The following is a 20,368-nucleotide window of genomic DNA, read 5'->3' on the forward strand; positions in this document are numbered from 1 at the left end:
AGACCACCTTCCCCCTTGCCTCTTCGCGCGCTCTGCCACAATCTGTGGGGGTAGACTGCTACGGCGGGCGCTAGTGCTGGTAGAACAGATAGCGGCCGCTCTGCCGCTGAAGGGAACGGACATGCGGGCGAGGCACCCACATTGATCCCTTTTTGTTCTTAGTGAAGCGCGTTCGGGTGTAGCATGATGGCTCGCCTCCGATTCGGACGAGCTCAACTGGGGGAACGGCGGCGATGGATTTTAGAGACGCGAACGAGGCGAACATGGCAACCGACACCTTAGTAGCAAGTGCCGAGGGCACGGGCGCAGCGGAAGCGAGCGCGACCAAGGGTGCGTTGCGCAAGCCGTACCCGATCGAGGTCGATCATTCGCGCGATGCGCTGTTGACCGATTTCGGCAAGGACACGCTGCAGGATCGCTACCTGTTGCCGGGCGAATCCTATCAGGATCTCTTCGTGCGCGTCGCGAGCGCCTACGCCGATGATGCCGCGCATGCGCAGCGCATCTACGATTACATCAGCCGCCTGTGGTTCATGCCGGCGACGCCCGTGCTGTCGAACGGCGGCACCGGGCGCGGGCTGCCGATCAGCTGCTATTTGAACTCCGTGCCCGACAGCCTGAACGGCATCGTCGACACCTGGAACGAGAATGTCTGGCTCGCGTCGCGCGGCGGCGGCATCGGCACCTATTGGGGCAATGTGCGCGGCATCGGTGAGCCGGTCGGCCTCAACGGCAAGACCAGCGGCATCATCCCCTTCGTGCGCGTGATGGACAGCCTGACGCTGGCGATCAGCCAGGGCTCGCTGCGCCGCGGCTCGGCCGCCTGCTATCTCGACGTGTCGCACCCGGAGATCGAGGAGTTCCTCGAGATCCGTAAGCCCTCGGGCGATTTCAACCGCAAGGCGCTGAACCTGCACCACGGCGTGCTGATCCCCGACGCGTTCATGGAAGCGGTGCGCGACGGCGGCGAATGGGAGCTGAAGTCCCCCAAGGATGGCACCGTCCGCGGCAAGGTCGATGCGCGCAGCCTGTTCCAGAAGCTGGTCGAGACTCGCTTGGCGACCGGCGAGCCGTACATCGTGTTCGCCGATCACGTGAACAAGAACATGCCCAAGCATCACCGCGACCTGGGCCTGAAGGTCTCCACCTCGAACCTGTGCAGCGAGATCACGCTGCCGACGGGCCGCGACCATCTCGGCAATGATCGCACCGCGGTCTGCTGCCTCTCCTCGCTCAACCTGGAGACGTGGGACCAGTGGAAGGACGACAAGCAGTTCATCGAGGACGTGATGCGCTTCCTCGACAATGTGCTGCAGGATTATATCGACCGGCATGAGCCGGGCATGGAGCGTGCGGCTTACTCCGCGGCGCGTGAGCGCTCGGTCGGCCTTGGCGTCATGGGCTTCCACTCCTTCCTCCAGGCACGCGGCCTGCCGATGGAAGGCGCGATGGCGAAGAGCTGGAACCTGCGCATCTTCAAGCACATCAATGCGCAGGTGAACCAGGCATCGATGACGCTGGCGGCCGAGCGTGGCCCCTGCCCCGATGCGGCCGACATGGGCGTGATGGAGCGGTTCAGCTGCAAGATGGCGATCGCGCCGACCGCGTCGATCTCGATCATCTGCGGTGGCACGTCCGCCTGCATCGAGCCGATCCCGGCCAACATCTACACCCACAAGACGCTGTCCGGCAGCTTCGCGGTGAAGAACCCGTATCTGGAGAAGCTGCTCAACGAGAAGAGCAAGAACGCGGACAGCGTCTGGAACTCGATCCTCGAGCATGGCGGCAGCGTGCAGCACCTCGACTTCCTCAGCCAGGAAGAGAAGGATTGCTTCAAGACCAGCTTCGAGATCGACCAGCGCTGGCTGCTGGAACTGGCCGGCGATCGTTCGCCCTATATCGACCAGGCCCAGTCGCTGAACCTGTTCATCCCGGCGGACGTCGAGAAGTGGGATCTGCTGATGCTTCACTTCCGCGCGTGGGAACTGGGCATCAAGTCGCTCTATTATCTGCGCTCCAAGAGCGTGCAGCGCGCCGGCTTTGCTGGCGGCGTGGAGGCCGACAACACGATCGAGAAGCCCAAGTTCGATCTGGGCGAAACGACCGATTATGACGAGTGCCTCGCCTGTCAGTGAGGCGCTGCTCAAAAGCACGACCATGAACGGGGGCAGCCGGGCGACATGCTTTGGCTGCCCCTTCGCTATTGGCAAACGGAGACTAACCGGGACCGCACGCTGCGTACTTTCCCGAAGATAGACATTGCCCTGTGCGGGACCGAAGCAGTCACCGTCCCCTCCCGCGGCGCATCATCGCGCACTGTCGGCAAGTGCGGGACGGAGAACGGCAATGTGCACCGGACTGAGCTTCACCACCAAGGATCATTATTTCGGGCGCAACCTCGATTACGAAATGTCGTATGGCGAAGCCGTCACTTTCACGCCGCGCAACTTTCCGATCGCGCTTCGCAAGCTGCCACCGATCGAGGCGCATCACGCAATCATCGGCATGGCCACCGTCGCGAACAACTACCCGCTCTATTACGACGGCACCAACGAGAAGGGCCTCAGCATGGCCGGACTCGCGTTCAGCGGGAACGCCGCCTATCTGCCGGCCGCCGGCAAGACGAACGTCACCTCGTTTGAATTCGTCCTCTGGGTGCTGGCGCAATTCGAAACGGTGGCGGAGGTCGAGGCCGCGCTCCCATCGGTGAACCTGTTCGATGAGGCGTTCAGCGAAGGGACGCCCACCTCACCCCTGCACTGGATCATCGCAGACCGGAACCGCTCCATCACAGTCGAGCCGCTGCGTGACGGGCTCAAGGTCTATGACAATCCCGTCGGCGTGCTGACCAACAATCCCACGTTCGACATGCAATTGTTCAACCTGAACAATTACATGCACCTGTCGCGCTATCCGCCGACCAACAATTTCTCCAACGCGATCACCTTCGACATCTACAGCCGCGGCATGGGTGCGCTTGGCCTGCCGGGTGACCTGTCCTCCCCCTCCCGCTTCGTGAAGGCGACCTTCACCAAGATGAACTCGGTCTGCGGAGACTCGGAATCGGAATCCATTAGCCAATTCTTCCAGATTCTGGGATCGGTCGCGCAACAACGCGGGTGTGCCAATGTCGGCGACGAAAAATATGAGATCACGATCTATTCATCATGCTGCAACACCGCCACAGGCATCTATTACTACACTACCTACGAGAACAGCCAGATTACGGCCGTCGACATGCACAAGGAGAATCTGGATGGCCATGACCTTGCGGTCTACCCGCTGGTCAGGGGTCAGCAGATAAGGATGCAGAACTAGCGGCGCGCAGCAGGAGGAACCGGCTGGTGACCGCAAGCAGCGCGATGCTGGAGCAGCAGGCCGTCCACGAATTGCTGTTCTTCATGGATCTGGTGGGCACGTTCGTCTTTGCGATCAGCGGCGCGATGCTGGGGGTCCATCGCCGGCTGGACGTGTTTGGCGTCCTGGTGCTGTCCTTCGCGGCGTCCAGTGCGGGCGGGATCATGCGCGACGTTCTGATCGGTGCCGTGCCGCCGACTGCGATCAGCGACTGGCGCTATCTGGCGACATCGGTCGCCGCGGGACTGGCGATCTTCTTCTGGTATTCGCCGTGGGCACGGCTGCACACCGCGATCCAGCTGTTCGACGCCGCCGGCCTTGCCCTGTTCTCGGTCGCCGGCGCGGAAAAGGCGCTGACCTACGGGCTGGACCCGCTGATGGCCGCGCTGCTCGGGATGGTCACCGGGATCGGCGGCGGGATGGCGCGCGACATTCTCGTCACCCGCACGCCCACCGTGCTGCAGGCGGATATCTACGCGGTCGCCGCGCTTCTCGGCGCCGGGCTGGCGGTCACCGGCAGCTGGCTGCGCCTGCCGCTCGTCCCCACCGCCATCCTGTCCGCCCTCGCCTGCTTCGCGCTGCGCGTTGCGGCGATCCATCTCGGGTGGCGGCTGCCCGTTGCGCTGACCTCGCGCGATCCAAGGGACGACGCCGCCACTTGATACCTCGTTCAGCCCCGCCGCTGGCGCTCCCGCGGATGGCCCTCAGCGACGAAGCCGTTGGATCGCCGCGCCACCCAGGGATAGCGGGCCGCCATCGCGCGGGTATAGCCTAGGTTGAACACCGTGGCGCTTTTCAGCGGGCGCTCGCGGCGGGTGTAGAGCGTGCCGAACAGCCGATCCCAGGCGAAGTTGGTGATGCCGAAATTGCCGTTCTCGTCATGGAAATGATGTTCCATGTGGCGCACCTTCATCCGCGCCAGCCATCCCGCGCGCGGCTTGTACGACAGGTGCTGGATGCAGTGGAAAAACTCATAGAAGCACGTCGCCAGCAGCCCGGTGGCAAAACCGGCCGCCGCCCCGCCCACCCCGCCGATCAGATAGCCCGGCAGCGCCGACACCAGCAGCAGCGTCGGCAACGTGGTGTAGAGCGCGCCGAACAGCACCTCCAGATGGTTGGGATCCTGGTGATGGTCGTAGTGGATCCGCTTCCACGTGGCCGCCAGCCACGGCACCTTGAACATCCAGTGGCAGTGCAGCACCCAGCGGTGCAGGCAATACCATATCAATGGATAGGCCAGGACGATCAGCGCGATCGTGGCGATCGTCGGCAGCACCGGCGCCGGCTGCATGACGAACACGCCAATGGAAAGCGCGGTCAGCGCGAGGTAGCAGAGGATGGCGTAATGCTGGAAATAGGCGACCACCAGCTCGCGCAACGTCATCCGGTCGAGATGATGCGACCGGTGCCAAAAGCCCTTTGATACAATGTCCACGATACCCCCGACCTCTTGTTCGGGCGACGGGCTAGCGCCGCGGACCTGCGCGATCATTGACGGGGATCAACGCTGCATCAGCGAGCGGCTGATCAGCTGGCGGGCAAGCGGCAGGCGTGCGCCTGCCCGCAGCACCGCATGGCGTGCCACCCCGGCCAGTGGTCGATCATCGGTGTAGAGGCGCACCAGCAGATTGGTGCCGGTGTAAAGCGGGCGGGTGGCGAGCCGATGCGCCGCCTCGTAGCGGCGCAGCAGCAGCGCAGAGGCGATGTCGCGCCCCGCGCTCACCGCCTCGCGGATCAGCCGGGCCAGGGTCGCTTGCCCCTGCAATCCCAGGTTGAAGCCATGCGCCGTCACCGGATGCATCCCCACCGCGGCATCGCCGATCAGCGCCGCGCGCGTCGCGGCAAAGTGCTGGGCAAAAGTGGTGGCAAGTGGATAGACGTGCGGATCCTCCACCACCGTGCACCGCCCCAGCCGACCGGCCGACCGCATCGTCAGCTCCGCCCCCAGGGCCGCGCGATCAAGGCTGGCGATCCGCTCGATCTCCCCCGCCGGCAGCGTCAGCACGATGGACGAGGTGCGTCCCGGCAGCGGCAGCAGCGCGATGGTCTGCCCATGATCGAACCATTCGGTCGCCACGCCGCCATGGTCGCGGTCATGCGCCACGCGGCACACCATCATCGATCGGCCGAGCCGGTTGATCGACGCGGTAATGCCAAGCTGCTCGCGCACCTTCGAGAAGCGCGAATCCGCCGCCACCAGCAGGCGGCTGCGCAACTCACGCCCGTCGGCCAGTGTCACCCTTGCGGCCGCCGGCCCGGTGCGCACACGATCCACCGCAACGCCGGCGACCAGTTCCAGCCCCGCCGGTCCATCGCCGGCCTCGAACGCGGTTCGATAAAGCGCCCGGCGCAATTGATGATTGGGCACCAGCTGCCCCAGCCAGTCCTGCGCACCGCCAGCCGGATCGAACGAGAGCGCGAACGGTGAACGGCCGTTCAGCACGCGTGCCGCGCGCAGGGGCGCGATTATCGCGGGGTCGAGATGCTGACACGCACCCATCTCCTGCAGCAGGCGCACGGAGCGATGGGTCAACGCGATCTCGCGCCCGTCGCTTGGTGGGTTGGCGAGCACGTCCGCGGGCTGGCGCTCCACCACGGCGATCCGCAGGCCGGTTCCGCGCAACGAACAGGCCAGCGCCAATCCCGCCGGCCCGCCGCCGATCACCACGACATCATGATCCATCAGACATGCCCCACCATCATCATCATTCTGATGGCGGCATCGCACGGCATGGCGGCCGGGCGGTTTGACCCCGGTCAATGCCGCGTGCGGACCGTACGCTAGCCTTGCGGCACAAAGGGAGTTTGCCCGTGACGAGGCATGATCGTTCTGCCGGCCTCGTGCTGGCGTTTTCGCGTGGCTGGCAGGTGGTGCAGGAAGTCGACCTGATGCGCCTCGTCGCCTTTCACACCGGCGTCGCCGCGCTGTGCGACGCACTGGAGCAATGCGCCGACGCCCTGCCCGGATTGCCGGATCCGGCAACGTGCGCGCGGCTGTGCAGCGGACTGGAGATGGTGATCGCAACTGGTGACGATGATCGCTGCCCGGTCGCCCCGTTCCTGCGCCCGTCCGGCACTGACCCGCTCGGCACGGCACTATCCCGGCTGATCGAGACGCGGCGCGTTGCCAACACCGTTTACGCGCAGGAACTGCTCGCCGCGCTTCGGCCCGATGACGAAACGCCTACGCCTGATGCGGCGACGCTCGGCTATATGCTGCGCTGTTTCTTCACTGGCTGCCGCGCATCGATCGAGCTCGAACAGCTGGCGATCCTCGCGGCCGCGCACCAGCGGCTCACCGCAGAGGGGCGCGCATTGCTGGTCGAGGCACTTGGCCGGCGGGCCGCCGCCGGCTAGCCCGCCGCCGCTGCCCTCAGGCCGCCTGTGCGCGCAGTTCCAGCGCGTTCTGATCGGCGATGGTGATCCCCCGCCCGCCGGGCAGCGAGATGACGCCGGCGCTTTTCAGCTTCGTCATCTGCCGGCTGACGGTCTCGATCGTCAGCCCCAGCACGTCAGCGATCTGACCGCGCGTCAGCGGCAGGTCAAAGGTCAATGGCCCGTCGGGCGTCGCGCGGCATCCGGTGCTGCCCGCGCGTGACGCCATGTCGAGCAGGAAGCCGGCGATCTTCTCCTCCGCCGATTTGCGCGCCAGCGTCAGCATCCGGCCGCGCGCCTCGTTCAGCGCGCGCAGCGTGCGTTGCAGCAGCACGTGCTCCATGCGCGCATGATCCTCCAGCACCCGCTCGAACGCCTGGCGGGGGAAGACGCACAATTCGGCATCGGTCAGTGCGGTGATCGTGAAATCGGCGTGATCGGCAAAGGGCGTGCCGACGAAGTCGGAGGCATAAAGCAGACCGACGATCTGCTCGCGCCCGTCGGCGGTCGACGCCACCAGCTTCAGCACGCCGGACAGCAAATTGGCGCAGATCACGCTTTCATCGCCCGCCCACATGACGGTGGCGCCGCGCGGCACCCGGCGGCGCTGCCCGATCGAATTGAGCGCGACGAGTTCCTGATCGTCGAGGCTGCCGCACAGCGCCTGGTCGCGCACGGCGCAATCCGCACAAATATCCTTGGCCAGCATGGCTGCCATATAGGTCGGCGGCGCAGGTCTGTCGCCCCCGCCTTGTCATGCAAAACGGGGCGACGCACGCGCGTCACCCCGTGCTGCGTCGATCACCGGCGCGCCGGCGCCTCGTCGTCATCCTCGATCGGCAGATGGAATTCGTGCCAGATGCCGTTGAGGATGCCGAACAGGACGGCGAGGCCAAGGCCGAGAACCCAGGTGAAATACCACATCGTATCAGCCTCCTGTCAGTAGAAGTCAGGGTTGGTGCGGACTTCCTCCGTCGTCACCCGGCCGAACATCACCTTGTATGCCCAGGCGGTGTAGGCGAGCACGATCGGCAGGAAGACCACGGTAACGAACAGCATGATCCCCAGCGTCCGGTGCGTGGACGATGCGTTCCACACCGTCAGGCTGGAATGCGCGTCGATGCTGGACGGCAGGATGAACGGGAACATCGAACAGCCAACGGTGGCGATGATCCCGACCGCGGCGGAGGACGAGCCGGCAAAGGCCAGCACCTCGGCGCCGCGGCGAATGCCGACAAACGCCAGCACCGCACCGACGAAGCCCATCAGCGGCGCCGCCACCATCCAGGGATAAAGCGCAAAGTTGGTGAGCCAGCCGCCCGCGACCTGTTCCGCGGTGGTGCGCAGCGGGTTGGACGGGCCGGCCGGATCGACGACGCTGGTGATGCGATACCCGACATCGCCATAAGCGACGAACACATAGCCGACCGCGAACAGCGCGATCGTCGCGATCGCCGCGACGCTGCCGACGGTGCGGGCGCGATCGTGCACTGGCCCACGCTCCACCTTGATCGCCAGCCACGCCGCGCCGTGCAGCACCAGCATCGCGACCGACAACAGGCCGCACAGCAGCGTGAAGGGCGTGAACAGGTCAAGGAAACTGCCCTCGTAGAAGGAGCGCAGGTCGCTATCGATGCGGAAAGGCGCGCCCTGCAGCACGTTGCCGACCGCCACACCGAACACCAGGGCCGGGACGAAGCCGCCGACGAACAATGCCCAGTCCCAACGGGTGCGCCACGCCGGGTCCGGCCGCTTGGAGCGATACTTGAACCCCACCGGCCGCAGGATCAGCGCCGATAGCACCACGAACATCGCCAGGTAGAAGCCGGAGAAGCTGACGGCATAGACATGCGGCCAGGCCGCGAAGATCGCACCGCCGCCCAGGATGAACCACACCTGGTTTCCCTCCCAGGTCGGCCCCACGCTGTTGATCACCATACGCCGCTCGGCGTCGGTCTTGGCAACCCAGGGCAGCAGCGATGCCACCCCAAGGTCGTACCCATCGGTGAGGGCGAAGCCGATGAGCAGCACGCCCATCAGCGCCCACCAGATGACGCGTAGCGTCTCATAGTCGAACATGGTTCGATCCTTTCGTTCAGGCGGTAATGGGCTCGGCGGGGATCGGTCCCGGCGCCGGCTGATCAGGCTCGCGCGCATCCGGCCCGTGCTTGATCGCGGCGAGGATCAGGCGAACCTCGATCACGGCCAGGCCGCCATACAGCGCGGTGAAGCCCGCGATCGTCGTCCACAGGGCGCCGCGGCTCAGGGTGCTGTGCGCCAGGAACGTCGGCAGGACGCCTTCGATCGCCCAGGGCTGGCGGCCCAGTTCGGCGACGATCCAGCCCATCTCGGCCGCGATCCACGGCAGCGGGATGGCCGCAACGGCCAGCTTCAGGAACCAGCGGCTCTGCAGATGCAACCGGAGTGAGCACAGGACGAATGCCGCACCGAACAGCGCGATCATCGCAAAGCCGATCAGCGCCATCACGCGGAAGGTCCAGAACATCAGGCCGACGTCAGGCACTGTGTCCCACGCCGCCGCCTCGATCTGCGCCGGGGTCGCCAGGCGCGGATCGTCCAGATGCCGCTTCAGCAGCAGGGCATAGCCAAGGTCGCGCTTGTGCGTCTCGAACCGGGCGCGCTGCTCGGCATTGGTGGGATCGGTCTTCAACCGTTCGACCGCATCATAAGCGATGATGCCCGACGCGATCCGCTCCTGCGCCTTCAGCACCAGATCCGACATGCCGGCAACGGTGCCATCCAGGCTGCGCGTCGCGATCAGGCCCAGCAGCCACGGGATCTCGACCTTGTAGCGCGTCTCGCGGGCGACGGAATCGGGATAGCCGACCAGCGTCAGGCCACTGGGGCCAGGCTCGGTGTGCCAGACCGCCTCGATCGCGGCGAGCTTCATCTTCTGGTTGTCGGTCAGCGCGTAGCCGCTCTCGTCACCCAGCACGACGACCGACAGCGAGGAGGCAAGGCCGAACGCCGCGGCGACCGTCATCGACCGACGCGCCACGGGAATGAAGCGGCCTTTCAGCAGGTAATAGGCCGACACGCCCAGCACGAGTGCGGAGGCGATGACGTAGCCGGCGCTGACGGTGTGGACGAACTTGGCCTGCGCGATCGGATTGAACAGCACCGCGCCAAAGTCGCTCACTTCCATCCGCATCGTTTCGGGATTGAAGGTCGCGCCGACCGGGTTCTGCATCCAGCCACTGGCGATCAGGATCCACAAGGCGGACAGGTTGGTGCCCAGCGCCACCAGGAAGGTGACAATGAGGTGGCCCAGTTTCGACAGCCGGTCCCAGCCGAAGAACATGATGCCGACCATGGTCGCCTCGAGGAAGAAGGCCATCAGCCCCTCGATCGCGAGCGGCGCACCGAAGATGTCGCCGACATAATGCGAGAAATACGACCAGTTGGTGCCGAACTGGAACTCCATGGTGAGCCCGGTCGCGACACCCAGCGCGAAATTGATGCCGAAGATCTTGCCCCAGAACCGAGTCGCGACCCGCCACACCGGGCGGTTCGTCATCACATAGATCGATTCCATGATGACGAGCATGAACGACAGGCCGAGCGTCAACGGCACGAACAGGAAGTGGTACAGCGCGGTCAGCGCGAATTGCAGCCGCGACAGGTCTGTGACCCCGAGGTCCATTGAAATGTCTCCCCCGTGGGGCCGCACGTCCGGCCCCTGGATGGCCGCGCGGTAGGCCCGGGCCGCACGCGCAACATTGACCGTGGTCAAAGACCTGGCGCTGTTTCGCAGCGACCTGCCGTCCATGACTGCGATCCCATCGACAAAGGCCATGGCCCGTGCGCGCGGCCGGTGGCTCACCGCCGCGGCCGGCACGGGCGCGGGCGCTGCCGGTGCCGTGCTGCTGCTGGATACGCTCGCCGCCATCGGCTTTGCCGCCGGCCTCGCGGGCGGCGTCGTCGCAGTACCGGATGGCCTCGCCGCCGTCCTCCCCTGGGCGGCGCTGGTCGCGGTGACCGGCGCGGCGCGCGGGCTGTTCGCCATGGCATCGGCGCGGATCGGCGCCGCTGCGGCCGAGCGGTCGAAGGCGCAGGTGCGCCGCCGCGTGGTGGAGGCCGCGCTTCACCGCGCGCCGGGTGGCGCCACCACCATGGGCGGCTGGATCACTGCCGCGGTTGACGAGGTGGAGGCGCTCGACGGCTATGTCGCCCGCTTCCTCCCGGCGCGACGCGCGGCCGTGCTGGCGCCCCTACTGGTACTGGCCGCCACCGCCATCGCCAGCCCGGTATCGGCGGCGATCCTGCTCGGCACGCTGATCCCCTTCGTCATCGCAATGGCGCTCGCCGGCGGCGCCGCGGCGGATGAATCGCGCCGCCAGTTCGTCGCCTTGTCGCGCCTTTCCGGCCGCTTTGCGGATCGCGTGCGCGCCCTGCCGGTGGTGCTCGCCTTCGGGGCGGAGCAGCGCGAGGCGAATGCGCTGGGCGAAGCGGCGGACGAGCTCGCCAAACGAACGATGCGTGTGCTGCGGGTCGCCTTCCTGTCCTCCGCGGCGCTCGAATTCTTCGCCGCGCTATCAGTGGCGCTGGTCGCGGTCTATTGCGGCTTCAACCTGCTCGGCCAACTCCCCTTCCCCGTGCCCGAACAGCTCGATCTCGGCCGGGCCTTCTTCGTGCTGGCGCTGGCACCCGAATTCTATGGTCCGATGCGCCGCCTCGCCGCCGCCTATCACGACAAGCAGTCGGCCGAGACCGCAGCGGAGCGGTTGATGACGCTCCCCGCCCCGCTCGCCCCGGCGCGCCCGCGGCCGATTTCCGCCCAGCCCGCACTCGCCTGCCACGATGTGACGATCCGCTATCCGGACAGCGATCGCCCTGCGGTCGCCAACCTCTCGTTCACCGCCGCGCCCGGACAGACGATCGCGCTGGTCGGCCCGTCGGGCAGCGGCAAGTCGAGCCTGCTCCACCTGCTGCTCGGCCTCGCGCCGGTGGAAAGCGGCACGGTGCTGGTCGATGGCGTGCCGCTCGACAGGATGGGGACGGTCGCGCCGCTCGCCAGCTGGGCCGGGCAGCACCCGCTGCTGCTCGCCGGCTCGATCCGCGACAATCTGCTGCTCGCGAACCCGAAAGCGACGCCCCGCGATCTCGACGCCGCGGTCGAGGGCGCGGGGCTTGGACCGATGCTGGCACGCCGCCCGGCGGGGCTGGACAGCGAAATCGATTCGCGCGGCAGCGGGCTGTCGGGCGGCGAACGACGTCGGATCGCACTCGCCCGCGCGCTGCTGAAGCCGGCCCCGTTGCTGCTGCTGGACGAGCCGACCGCGCATCTCGATCACGCCAGCGAAACCGCGCTGATCGCCACCATCGCCGGCGCATGCCGTGGACGCACCACCCTCCTCGCCACCCATAGCGAGCGCGTTGCGGCGATCGCCGACCATGTCGTCCGCCTCGGAGACAGCCAGTGACCCTCGCCACACTGATCGCCGCCGAACGTCGCGCCCAGCATCGCCTGCTGCTGCGCGCATCGCTCTTTGCCGCGCTGGTCGCCGCGGCCTCGGTCGTTCTCCTGGGCCTGTCGGGCTGGTTCATCACCGCCGCCGCGATTGCCGGCGCAGCGGGGCCGGCGGTGGCGCTGGCCTTCAACTACATGCTGCCATCCGCCGGCATCCGCCTGCTCGCGATTGTCCGGACCGGCGCGCGCTATGGTGAGCGGCTGGCCAGCCACGAGGCGGCGTTCGGCGCGCTCGCACGCATCCGGCCCGCCTTGTACCGTGCGCTGGCCGCCGCGCCGGTCCACCGCGCGATGGCGCTCGGGACCGGAGAAGCGACCGCACGCCTCGTCGATGATGTCGGCGCGATCGAGACCCGCTTCGTCCGCCTATCGGCACCCGGGGGCATCGCCGCCGCAATCGGCGCGGGCGGCTGTTTGGTAATCCTCGGCGGTATCCCCGCCGCGCTGGCGACACTGTCTTGCGCCGCAGCGACCTTGGTGATCGGCGCGCTATTGTCCCGCCGCATGGATGCGCCGGGCCGCGCGGTTCAGCAGGCGGCCGGCGCGCTGCGCGAGGAAGTCGCCCGGCTGGTCGATGCCGCGCCGGAGCTTCGCTGCTTCGGACTGGAGGATTGGGCCGCAGACCGGATCACCGTGGAGGCGCGCGCACTGGGTCATGCGCATCGCCGGCATACCGAAGCGGCAGGCTGGTTCGAATGGCTTCACGCGGGTGGGATCGGCCTGGCCGCCGCCAGCGCGCTGTTCCTTGCCGCCCCCGCCGGCGCGCCGATCGCGGCAATGGCGGCCTTGGCCGCAGCGATGACGATCGATGGCCTGGGGCCGCTGCTGCGCGCCCTGGTAGAGCAGGGACGCGTGCGTGAGGCAGAGGTCCGGCTCGACGCCATCCTGGAGAATGCTTCCGCGCAGATCGCCCCTGCCCCTGCCCCTGCCCCGGCCACTGCGCTTGTCGCCGCGCCGACACTCACCCTCGCCAGCCCGTGCAGCGCCGTCCTTCGTCCCGGCGAGCGTGTCGCGTTGGTCGGCCCGTCGGGCGCCGGCAAGACGACGCTGCTCGAAACGCTGCTCGGCCTGCGAGATCCCGCGCCGGGCAGCATGGCGCTCCATGGGCATGACGCGGCACAGATCGATCCCGTCATTCGCCGCCGCTGCTTCGGCTGGGCGCCGCAAGATGCCGCCCTGCTCTCGGGCACTGTGCGCGACAATCTGCTGCTCGCCGATCCGGCGCTGTCCGACGACGCGCTGTGGCAGGCGCTGCACGATGCCGCGATCGACGATCGCGTGCGCGCGCTCGGCGGGCTCGACGGATGGGTCGGTGAGAATGGCGCGCGGCTATCCGGCGGTGAGCGCCGGCGGCTCGCCCTCGCCCGCGCTTATGCGAGCGCGGCGCCCTGGCTGTTGCTCGACGAACCGAGCGAAGGGCTGGACGCGGCGACCGAACAGCTGGTGGCCGCGCGGCTGGCGCAGCGGCTGAATCGCACCGGTCAGGGGCTCCTGCTGGTCAGCCATCGGCCCGCGATGGTCGCCACCTGCCAGCGCCGGATCGATCTTCTCGCCGGCGATCACCCGCTGCCGCAACTCGCTGCCTGATCCGGTCACCCAGCGATACGGGCGAGCGCCGCGCGGTCGAGCAGCCGCACCTGCCGCCCGCCCGGCAGCGCGATGAGCCCGGCGGCCTTTAGCGCCGTCATCTGCCGGCTAACCGTCTCGATCGTCAGGCCCAGCACCTCACCCACCGCGCCGCGCCCCATCGGCAGGTCCACGCGGTCACCCACGCCCAGTCGGCGATGCATGTCGAGCAGGAAGGCGGCGACCTTCTCCGGCGCGTGCCTTCGCCCCAGCATCAGCATCCAGCGCCGCGCCTCGGCCAGCGTCCCCAGCGCGCGGCGCAGCAACAGCCCCTCGGCACCCGGCTGGGCCGCCAGTACCGGCTCCAGCGCACGGCGCGAGTAAAGGCACAGATCGGCATCGACCAGCGCCACCACCGTCTCGCGCGCCTGTTCGACGAACAATTCGCCGACGAAATCGCCGGGAAACAACAGGCCGACGATCTGCGCCCGCCCGTCCGGATCCTCGCGCACGACCTTCAGCACGCCGGAGACCAGATTGGCGCAGACCGCCGCCGGATCACCCGCCCAGATCAGCACCTGGCCGGCCTTCAGCATGCGCCGGCGGCCGATGCCGTGCAACGCAGTCAGCTCCCGATCGGCAAAGCTCGCGCACACCGACGTGTCGCGCGCGGCACAGGCGGCGCAGCGTGGCGGGGCGCAGCCGGGATCGTTGGCGGCGATCGGCATGGGGCTCAGACGGCGCTGCTGAAGCGCGCGGGCTCCTCACCGCGATAGGCGTCCAGCGTCGCCGCGATCACCCGCGCATAGGGGCGCGCCTCATCCTGCAGCAGCAGGCGCTCGCCGTTCCAGCGGACAAGCCCGTGCGCGACGAACGGCGCCAGCCGCGAATAAACCGTTCCCAGTTGCGGCAACCCCGACAGGTCGGCTTCGCCACGCGTCAGGATCGCCTCGATCGCCCGTCCGCGTACCCGGTCCTCGGCGCTGCGCCGCAGCCCGCGTGTGACTGCGAAGCGCCCGCTGCCGATCGCCGTGTGGTAGCGGCCGGTGTTCTTTTCATTCTGCAGCAAACAATCGGGAAATTCGCTGATCGCGCTCGCGCCCAGCCCGATCAGCGTTTCCGCCGGATCCTCGGTAAAGCCCTGGAAATTGCGCCGCAATGTGCCCGCGGCCGCCGCCTGCGCCAGCGCGTCGCCGGGCAGTGCGAAATGATCGAAACCGACCGCGCGATACCCCGCCCCCGTCAGTGTCTCATGCGCCAGTGCCGCATGCCGAAACCGTGCCGCCGCGTCGGGCAGCAACGTGGCGTCGATCCGCCGCTGCCGCGCGATCATGTGCGGCACATGGGCGTAGCCGAATACCGCCAGCCGGTCCGGCGCCATCGTCAGCGCCGTGGCGAGCGTCGCGCGCAAACTGTCATCGTCTTGTGCCGGCAGGCCGTACATCAGGTCGAAGTTGATCGATGACACGCCGGCCGCGCGCAGGATCGCGACGGCCTCGCGGATCTCCGCTTCGGGCTGCACCCGGCCGATCGCGGCCTGAATCGCGGGGTCGAACGTCTGCACGCCCAGGCTCGCCCGCGTGACCTGCGCGCCGCGTAGCACCCGTGCCCATCCCGCGCCGAAGCCGCGCGGATCGATTTCGACCGAGACGATCGTGTCGTCATCGCACTGAAAGGCGTCACGGACCTGCGCGACCAGGTCAGCAAAGGCGTCGGCCGGTATGGCGTTGGGGCTGCCCCCGCCGAAGGCGATGCGCCCCACGCGGCCGCGTCCGTCCAGCCGGCGCGCGACCAGCGCAATCTCCTCGCCCAGCCGCGCCAGATAGTTGGACAGCCGCGCGCTGCGGTTCGCCGCGCCCGTGTTGCACCCGCAATACCAGCAGATTTCCCGGCAATATGGGATGTGGAGATAAAGCGAGATCGCCTCGTCCGACGCGACCCGGTCAAGCGCGACGGCCAAGTCTTCGCTACACACCGTGTCGCCGAATTCGGCCGCCGTCGGATAGCTGGTATAGCGCGGCACCGCGCGGGCGAGCAGGTCGGGATGGTAGGTCCACATGGCAACCGCGTGGGGCACGGCCAGTCACGCATCCTTGATCGCGGTCAAAAACTTGCTTGGCGCCGATCAACGCCGCCCCCCGCCGGCGCGCCTACCCCGGACTCATTCCGAACAAAGATGCAAAGGGGAATGACGATGAAGAAGCGGTTGGTCGCGGCGCTGGGTGTCATGGTTGCCGGCGTGGCTGCCATGCCCGCCGCGGCGCAGGACGATGCGGCGCGGGTCGGAACGCGCGCCGGCGACGTGCTGCTGCGCGCCCGCGCCATCACGGTTGCGCCCAATGAGCGCTCCGGCAGCATCCTGCCCGCCTTCCCGGGGGAAAAGGTGCGGATCGACAACAGCGTCATGCCCGAAATCGACCTCACCTATATGGCGACCGACAATATCGGTTTCGAACTGATCGCTTCCACGACGAAGCATCATGCCGACGGTCGCACCGGCACCACCGGCGGTATCGGCCGCCTGGCCTCCACCTGGGTGCTGCCGCCGACGCTGACCATGCAATATCACTTCATGCCGCGCTCCACCGTGCGGCCCTATGTCGGCGCGGGGATCAACTACACGATCTTCTGGAACGAAAAGGCCTCGCCCGCGCTGGAGGCAGCAGTCGGGCGCACCCGCGTGCACATGAAGGACAGCGTCGGCTGGGCCGCCCAGGCTGGCATCGACATCGACCTGTCGCGCAAGGTGTTCCTGAACCTCGACGTTAAATATATCGACATTGATACGACCGCCCGGCTGGATACCGCAGCCGCCGGTACGCAGCGCGTGCGGTTGAACGTGGATCCTTTGGTCTTCGGCGTCGGCCTCGGCCTCCGCCTCTGATCCTCGTCTCTCCCGCCGCCGCCGCGGTCGCCCTCCGGGACAGCCGCGGCGGCTTCGCGTCGTTCATCCTGACGGCAGCGTATAACCCACGGTCGCCTGCGCCACGATCCCGGCCTCGCTTCCCTGCCAGATCCGGACATCGACAGTGACCAGCCGACGTCCCATCTTCAGGATGGTGGCATCCGCGACGATCCGCTCGAACCGGCACGCGCGCAGGAAGCTCATGGTCAGGGTGTGCGTAACCGCCATCAGCATCGGTCCGGTGTGCGCCAGGATCATAGCATAGGCGACATGATCGGCCAGCGTCATCAGCGTCGGGCCGGAGACGATGTTGCCCGGCCGCGCCATCGCCGGCAGCGGATCGAGGATCATGCGCGCGGTTCCGGGGCCAAGCACCTCGACCGTCCCGCCCTCGCCTGCCCGCCCCGGGAAGGCACCGGCCAGCAGCGTGCGCAATTCCTCCACGCTCAGGATCGGGCCGCCATCTGTCCTGCCGCGTCCCACGCCATCCGCACTCATCCTCGCCGCTCTCCCTTTCTGTTGCCGCCAGGCGGGCGCCCGAAGCGGCTTTGGCAAAGCGGCAGCGCGACGAGAAGAGGCATGGCGCCCCTCAGCAGGTAAACAGCGACGGGAAAGGTGGCGCAGCGGCGCGGTCAGCGTGTTTCCATCCAAACTCCCCATCAGGGAAGTGGCGCGCCCGGAACGATTCGAACGTCCGACCCTCAGATTCGTAGTCTGATGCTCTATCCAGCTGAGCTACGGGCGCGTGGAACTTGTGCTGTAAATAATGGCGCGCCCGGAACGATTCGAACGTCCGACCCTCAGATTCGTAGTCTGATGCTCTATCCAGCTGAGCTACGGGCGCGTGGAACTTGTGCTGTAAATAATGGCGCGCCCGGAACGATTCGAACGTCCGACCCTCAGATTCGTAGTCTGATGCTCTATCCAGCTGAGCTACGGGCGCGTGGAACTTGTGCTGTAAATAATGGCGCGCCCGGAACGATTCGAACGTCCGACCCTCAGATTCGTAGTCTGATGCTCTATCCAGCTGAGCTACGGGCGCGTTGGAGTGGCGCTGATAGAAGCGACTTTTGGATTAGGCAAGAGCGTTGCGCATAACTTTCTCGCTACCTAACACATTCTCATGCTGCTCCGTGCCCTTCCCGCCCCGCTCGCCCTCCTCCTGATCGCTGCCGGGTGCACCGCGCAGGGCGATTATCCCTCGCTGCTTCCCCGGCCCGCCGAAACGCAGAACCTCGATGAACCGCCACCCGCCGCGCCCGAGCCGCCGCAGACGGACCCCGCGCTCGACGCACAGATCGCCACCGTCATGGCCACGCTGACAGAACGGGTGAGCGCGTTCGATACGGCCGCGACGCGCGCCGCCCGACTGGTCAGCAGCGCGCGTGGTGCCGCCGCGGGCACCGATCGCTGGCTCGATGCGCAGGTGGCGCTGGCGGAACTGGATTCGCTGCGCTCATCGACTGGCGACCTGGCGATCCAGCTCGGCGACATGGCGCAGGAGCGCGCCGTGACGGTGGGCTCAGAATATCCGGCGCTGACCGCCGCCTCAGCGCAGGTCCGCGACGCCGTCACCGCGCAGGTCGCGCGAATTACGGCGCTTCAGGGGCAGCTCGCCCCCGCCTGAGCATGATCGCGGCGGGGACGAGCGTTGCCGCTCAGCGCGCCATGCCCTCGATCGGGCGAAGCGCCCCATTGCGCAGGTACATGGCGGTCACGGTAATCTCGGTCACGCCATTGCCTACATGCACCGCCGTCACCTTGGGCGATGGCTTGCGGCCCAGGATGAAGTCCAGCAGCGTCACCTTGGGATCGCCCGACGCGCCGCCGCCGTCCGACTTGTCGGTCTCGCCATTGCCGTTCATGTCGTGCCGCAGGTCGACGGCGTAAGTGCCGGGTGCCGACACCGGCAGGCAGATCCGCACGGGCCCGGAACTTGGCGCCGGCACTTCGACGCGCGTGATCCAGCCCTTCTTCTCGAACCAGGTGGAGGTCGCCCCGCCAAAGGTGCGGGCGCGCAGCGCCCCGTTGCGGTTCTTCAGCCCCACCACATTCACCAGGATCGACGGCTCATTCCCCGCCGCGCAGCGCGCGGCATAGGGGCCAAGGATGGTGCCCTTGCCCTGCGCTGCCACCGAGGGGGCAAGCAGCAGGAGAGCGGCCGAAGCAATGATACGCACAGTGTTCATGCACCCCCTTTGACAGCATCTCGTGGCGCAATCAGGGCGATTCGTGGACGAAACCGGTCGGCAGGAAGGTGATCCCGCTCGCCCGCCGCCACGCCAGAAGGGATATTGCGTAGGTACCCAGCCCTGCGACTAGCGCGGCGGGCGGCAGGCGGTGCAGCGCCAGCACGACGCCCATCGCCGCCGCGCCGATCGCCAGCGGAATGGCGGCGACGCCCGGGGTCGCGACGATCCCGAAGACGCGACGCAGCACGATCCGTCGCGCCAGCGCCCGCGCGGCATAGCCGCCCAGAACTGCCCCGGCCGCGCCTGCCATTCCGAACGCCGGGATCAGCACGCTCGCCAGCAAGCCGGCCACCGCCACCCCAAGCAGCGTGACGCGAAGGCCGAGCCGCGGCCGGCGATAGGCGAAGATCAGGTCCGCCACGCCAAAGCTGCCGTGCACGATCTCCGCACCCGTCAGCAGCAGAAGCGCCCCCGCCCCGGCACCAAACCCCTTGCCGAACAGCTCCAGCAGCGGTGCACCCACGACGGCGAGGGCGATCAGCAGCGGCAATTGGATCACCAGCAACAGGCGGATTGCGCTGCCGATCGCCCGCCCCGCGCCGATCTCCCCGGCCTGCGCGAGCGTGTTGGAGACGAGCGGCACCAGCATCCCGTCGATGCTCTGGCGTACCTGGCGGGGCACGATGGCAATCTGCTTGACCACGCCATAGATGCCGGCCGCCGCCTGCCCCAGCAACGCGCCGACCAGCCATAGGTCGATCCGCGCGACCAGCCCGTCGCTCACCTCGCTGATCATCGTCGGCAGGCCTTGCGATGCCATCCGACGCAGTCGCTGTCGGCTCGGACGATAGGGCACGTCGCTCGTCGGGAGCACCCGCCGCACGGCGAGTACCGCATACGCCAGCACCACCAGCGAGGCGACCAGATAGGACAGCGGCAGGCCGATCGTCCGCGCCCCCGCAACCCAAGCGAGCAGCGCGACCACGATGCCGATCCAGGGCTGGATCACGCTCTTCCCGATCACGTCATAGCGTATTTCCCGTCTCCAGCGCGTCGCGGCGAGCAGCACTTCGACCAGCACCTGGATCAGGATGGTCGGCGCCAGCCACAGCAGCGCCGTCGCGGTCTGCGCCGCCAGCGTAGTGGCGGGCACGAGCAGCGCAGCCGCCGCCACCGCGATCCAGAGGATCGTCGACGCGCACCCCGCCAGCAGCACCGCATCCATCACCACATGCCGCGGCGCACGGCTCCGGCCGCGTTCGTCGATCCACTGGAAGATCAGCCAGCGTGCGCCGACCCCGCCCGCCATCACCCCCAGTTCGACCACCGCCAGGGCAATGGCATAGGCGCCCAGCAGCGAAGCGCCGTACAATTGCGCGCCCGCAAACAGAAAGCCAAAGCGCGCGCCGAAGCGGATCAGGAAGCCGAGCGCATTGGCCCCGCCACCGCGCAGGATCAATTGTCCCGCCCGGTCGCTTGTCG

The 20,368-nt window shown here is 67.6% G+C and carries 19 protein-coding genes and 4 tRNA genes; 8 read left to right on the forward strand and 15 right to left on the reverse strand.

Going from position 1 to position 20,368, the window contains the following annotated elements; translation table 11 throughout:
• Positions 1–263: 263 nt before the first annotated feature.
• The 3 genes from L8F96_RS01905 (at position 264) to L8F96_RS01915 (ending at position 4,019) form a co-directional block, all read left to right on the forward strand.
• Positions 264–2,135: a ribonucleoside-diphosphate reductase subunit alpha gene (locus tag L8F96_RS01905; protein WP_417158922.1), complete on the forward strand. Its 1,872-nt coding sequence runs from the start codon at positions 264–266 to the stop codon at positions 2,133–2,135.
• A 211-nt stretch (positions 2,136–2,346) separates the two neighbouring features.
• Positions 2,347–3,318: a choloylglycine hydrolase gene (bsh, locus tag L8F96_RS01910; protein WP_334654797.1), complete on the forward strand. Its 972-nt coding sequence runs from the start codon at positions 2,347–2,349 to the stop codon at positions 3,316–3,318.
• 26 nt (positions 3,319–3,344) lie between these two features.
• Entirely contained in the window at positions 3,345–4,019 is a 675-nt protein-coding gene (locus L8F96_RS01915) for a trimeric intracellular cation channel family protein (protein ID WP_334654799.1), read from the forward strand.
• 8 nt (positions 4,020–4,027) lie between these two features.
• Here L8F96_RS01915 and L8F96_RS01920 read toward each other — a convergent pair whose 3' ends face one another.
• Positions 4,028–4,741 (reverse strand): sterol desaturase family protein, encoded by a 714-nt coding sequence (locus L8F96_RS01920; RefSeq protein ID WP_334655622.1) that lies wholly within the window; start codon positions 4,739–4,741, stop codon positions 4,028–4,030.
• Between the two features lie 117 nt (positions 4,742–4,858).
• The gene (gene ubiM / locus L8F96_RS01925; RefSeq protein ID WP_164518831.1) at positions 4,859–6,040 is read right to left on the reverse strand and encodes a 5-demethoxyubiquinol-8 5-hydroxylase UbiM; all 1,182 of its coding nucleotides are present in this window, start codon (positions 6,038–6,040) and stop codon (positions 4,859–4,861) included.
• Positions 6,041–6,168: 128 nt separating this feature from the next.
• Here ubiM and L8F96_RS01930 point away from each other — a divergent pair, with 128 nt between their 5' ends.
• The gene (locus tag L8F96_RS01930; protein ID WP_125944381.1) at positions 6,169–6,714 is read left to right on the forward strand and encodes a hypothetical protein; all 546 of its coding nucleotides are present in this window, start codon (positions 6,169–6,171) and stop codon (positions 6,712–6,714) included.
• 16 nt (positions 6,715–6,730) lie between these two features.
• Here L8F96_RS01930 and L8F96_RS01935 read toward each other — a convergent pair whose 3' ends face one another.
• The 4 genes from L8F96_RS01935 to L8F96_RS01950 all read right to left on the reverse strand — a co-directional run bounded on the left by L8F96_RS01935 (position 6,731) and on the right by L8F96_RS01950 (position 10,396).
• On the reverse strand, positions 6,731–7,441 hold the full coding sequence (locus tag L8F96_RS01935; RefSeq protein ID WP_046408922.1) for a Crp/Fnr family transcriptional regulator: 711 nt from the start codon (positions 7,439–7,441) through the stop codon (positions 6,731–6,733).
• A gap of 92 nt (positions 7,442–7,533) precedes the next feature.
• Positions 7,534–7,656, reverse strand: coding sequence for a cytochrome bd-I oxidase subunit CydX (gene cydX, locus L8F96_RS01940; RefSeq protein ID WP_082102901.1), 123 nt, complete (start codon positions 7,654–7,656; stop codon positions 7,534–7,536).
• 15 nt (positions 7,657–7,671) lie between these two features.
• A complete protein-coding gene (gene cydB / locus L8F96_RS01945; RefSeq protein ID WP_046408921.1) occupies positions 7,672–8,811 on the reverse strand; it encodes a cytochrome d ubiquinol oxidase subunit II in 1,140 nt (379 codons plus the stop codon).
• Positions 8,812–8,827: 16 nt separating this feature from the next.
• Positions 8,828–10,396 carry a cytochrome ubiquinol oxidase subunit I gene (locus L8F96_RS01950; protein ID WP_334654804.1) on the reverse strand — a complete coding sequence of 523 codons (1,569 nt, stop codon included), beginning with the start codon at positions 10,394–10,396 and terminating at the stop codon, positions 8,828–8,830.
• 151 nt (positions 10,397–10,547) lie between these two features.
• On the opposite strand from L8F96_RS01950, the gene cydD reads away from it, so the two are divergent.
• Together cydD and L8F96_RS01960 are read left to right on the forward strand one after the other, a co-directional pair.
• Entirely contained in the window at positions 10,548–12,176 is a 1,629-nt protein-coding gene (gene cydD, locus L8F96_RS01955; protein WP_334654806.1) for a thiol reductant ABC exporter subunit CydD, read from the forward strand.
• The gene (locus tag L8F96_RS01960) at positions 12,173–13,810 is read left to right on the forward strand and encodes an ATP-binding cassette domain-containing protein (protein ID WP_046408918.1); all 1,638 of its coding nucleotides are present in this window, start codon (positions 12,173–12,175) and stop codon (positions 13,808–13,810) included. The genes cydD and L8F96_RS01960 overlap by 4 nt, the downstream gene beginning before the upstream one ends.
• 5 nt (positions 13,811–13,815) lie before the next feature.
• Here the strand turns inward: L8F96_RS01960 and L8F96_RS01965 are convergent, their stop codons facing one another.
• Positions 13,816–14,517 carry a Crp/Fnr family transcriptional regulator gene (locus L8F96_RS01965; RefSeq protein ID WP_136452078.1) on the reverse strand — a complete coding sequence of 234 codons (702 nt, stop codon included), beginning with the start codon at positions 14,515–14,517 and terminating at the stop codon, positions 13,816–13,818.
• 5 nt (positions 14,518–14,522) lie between these two features.
• Complete coding sequence (hemN, locus tag L8F96_RS01970) at positions 14,523–15,848, reverse strand: oxygen-independent coproporphyrinogen III oxidase (RefSeq protein WP_334655623.1); 1,326 nt, start codon at positions 15,846–15,848, stop codon at positions 14,523–14,525.
• 129 nt (positions 15,849–15,977) lie between these two features.
• Here hemN and L8F96_RS01975 point away from each other — a divergent pair, with 129 nt between their 5' ends.
• Positions 15,978–16,673, forward strand: coding sequence for an OmpW/AlkL family protein (locus L8F96_RS01975; protein ID WP_125944375.1), 696 nt, complete (start codon positions 15,978–15,980; stop codon positions 16,671–16,673).
• A 63-nt stretch (positions 16,674–16,736) separates the two neighbouring features.
• Here the strand turns inward: L8F96_RS01975 and L8F96_RS01980 are convergent, their stop codons facing one another.
• From L8F96_RS01980 to L8F96_RS02000, 5 genes are all read right to left on the reverse strand, one after another.
• The gene (locus tag L8F96_RS01980; RefSeq protein ID WP_334654811.1) at positions 16,737–17,192 is read right to left on the reverse strand and encodes a PaaI family thioesterase; all 456 of its coding nucleotides are present in this window, start codon (positions 17,190–17,192) and stop codon (positions 16,737–16,739) included.
• Positions 17,193–17,362: 170 nt separating this feature from the next.
• Positions 17,363–17,439 (reverse strand) — tRNA-Arg (locus L8F96_RS01985).
• 22 nt (positions 17,440–17,461) lie between these two features.
• Positions 17,462–17,538 (reverse strand) — tRNA-Arg (locus L8F96_RS01990).
• A gap of 22 nt (positions 17,539–17,560) precedes the next feature.
• A tRNA-Arg gene (locus L8F96_RS01995) sits at positions 17,561–17,637 on the reverse strand.
• A gap of 22 nt (positions 17,638–17,659) precedes the next feature.
• Positions 17,660–17,736 (reverse strand) — tRNA-Arg (locus L8F96_RS02000).
• Between the two features lie 81 nt (positions 17,737–17,817).
• Here L8F96_RS02000 and L8F96_RS02005 point away from each other — a divergent pair.
• Positions 17,818–18,321, forward strand: coding sequence for a hypothetical protein (locus L8F96_RS02005; protein ID WP_334654812.1), 504 nt, complete (start codon positions 17,818–17,820; stop codon positions 18,319–18,321).
• 31 nt (positions 18,322–18,352) lie between these two features.
• On the opposite strand, the gene L8F96_RS02010 is transcribed toward L8F96_RS02005, so the two are convergent.
• On the reverse strand, positions 18,353–18,883 hold the full coding sequence (locus L8F96_RS02010; RefSeq protein WP_125944373.1) for a DUF2141 domain-containing protein: 531 nt from the start codon (positions 18,881–18,883) through the stop codon (positions 18,353–18,355).
• Between the two features lie 31 nt (positions 18,884–18,914).
• Complete coding sequence (locus tag L8F96_RS02015) at positions 18,915–20,345, reverse strand: lipopolysaccharide biosynthesis protein (RefSeq protein WP_334654814.1); 1,431 nt, start codon at positions 20,343–20,345, stop codon at positions 18,915–18,917.
• Positions 20,346–20,368: the final 23 nt, after the last annotated feature.

It is taken from the genome of Sphingomonas panaciterrae, assembly GCF_036890205.1.
Taxonomy (GTDB): Bacteria; Pseudomonadota; Alphaproteobacteria; order Sphingomonadales; family Sphingomonadaceae; genus Sphingomonas; species Sphingomonas panaciterrae.

Coding starts and splice junctions, on each gene's coding strand:
- L8F96_RS01935 (WP_046408922.1), bottom strand. CDS start 7,441: ATGCTGGCCAAGGATATTTGTGCGGATTGCGCCGTGCGCGACCAGGCG.
- hemN (WP_334655623.1), bottom strand. CDS start 15,848: ATGTGGACCTACCATCCCGACCTGCTCGCCCGCGCGGTGCCGCGCTAT.
- cydD (WP_334654806.1), top strand. CDS start 10,548: ATGGCCCGTGCGCGCGGCCGGTGGCTCACCGCCGCGGCCGGCACGGGC.
- ubiM (WP_164518831.1), bottom strand. CDS start 6,040: ATGGATCATGATGTCGTGGTGATCGGCGGCGGGCCGGCGGGATTGGCG.
- cydB (WP_046408921.1), bottom strand. CDS start 8,811: ATGTTCGACTATGAGACGCTACGCGTCATCTGGTGGGCGCTGATGGGC.
- L8F96_RS01950 (WP_334654804.1), bottom strand. CDS start 10,396: ATGGACCTCGGGGTCACAGACCTGTCGCGGCTGCAATTCGCGCTGACC.
- cydX (WP_082102901.1), bottom strand. CDS start 7,656: ATGTGGTATTTCACCTGGGTTCTCGGCCTTGGCCTCGCCGTCCTGTTC.
- bsh (WP_334654797.1), top strand. CDS start 2,347: ATGTGCACCGGACTGAGCTTCACCACCAAGGATCATTATTTCGGGCGC.
- L8F96_RS01980 (WP_334654811.1), bottom strand. CDS start 17,192: ATGAGTGCGGATGGCGTGGGACGCGGCAGGACAGATGGCGGCCCGATC.
- L8F96_RS01905 (WP_417158922.1), top strand. CDS start 264: ATGGCAACCGACACCTTAGTAGCAAGTGCCGAGGGCACGGGCGCAGCG.
- L8F96_RS01975 (WP_125944375.1), top strand. CDS start 15,978: ATGACGATGAAGAAGCGGTTGGTCGCGGCGCTGGGTGTCATGGTTGCC.
- L8F96_RS01965 (WP_136452078.1), bottom strand. CDS start 14,517: ATGCCGATCGCCGCCAACGATCCCGGCTGCGCCCCGCCACGCTGCGCC.
- L8F96_RS02005 (WP_334654812.1), top strand. CDS start 17,818: ATGCTGCTCCGTGCCCTTCCCGCCCCGCTCGCCCTCCTCCTGATCGCT.
- L8F96_RS02010 (WP_125944373.1), bottom strand. CDS start 18,883: ATGAACACTGTGCGTATCATTGCTTCGGCCGCTCTCCTGCTGCTTGCC.
- L8F96_RS01920 (WP_334655622.1), bottom strand. CDS start 4,741: ATGACGTTGCGCGAGCTGGTGGTCGCCTATTTCCAGCATTACGCCATC.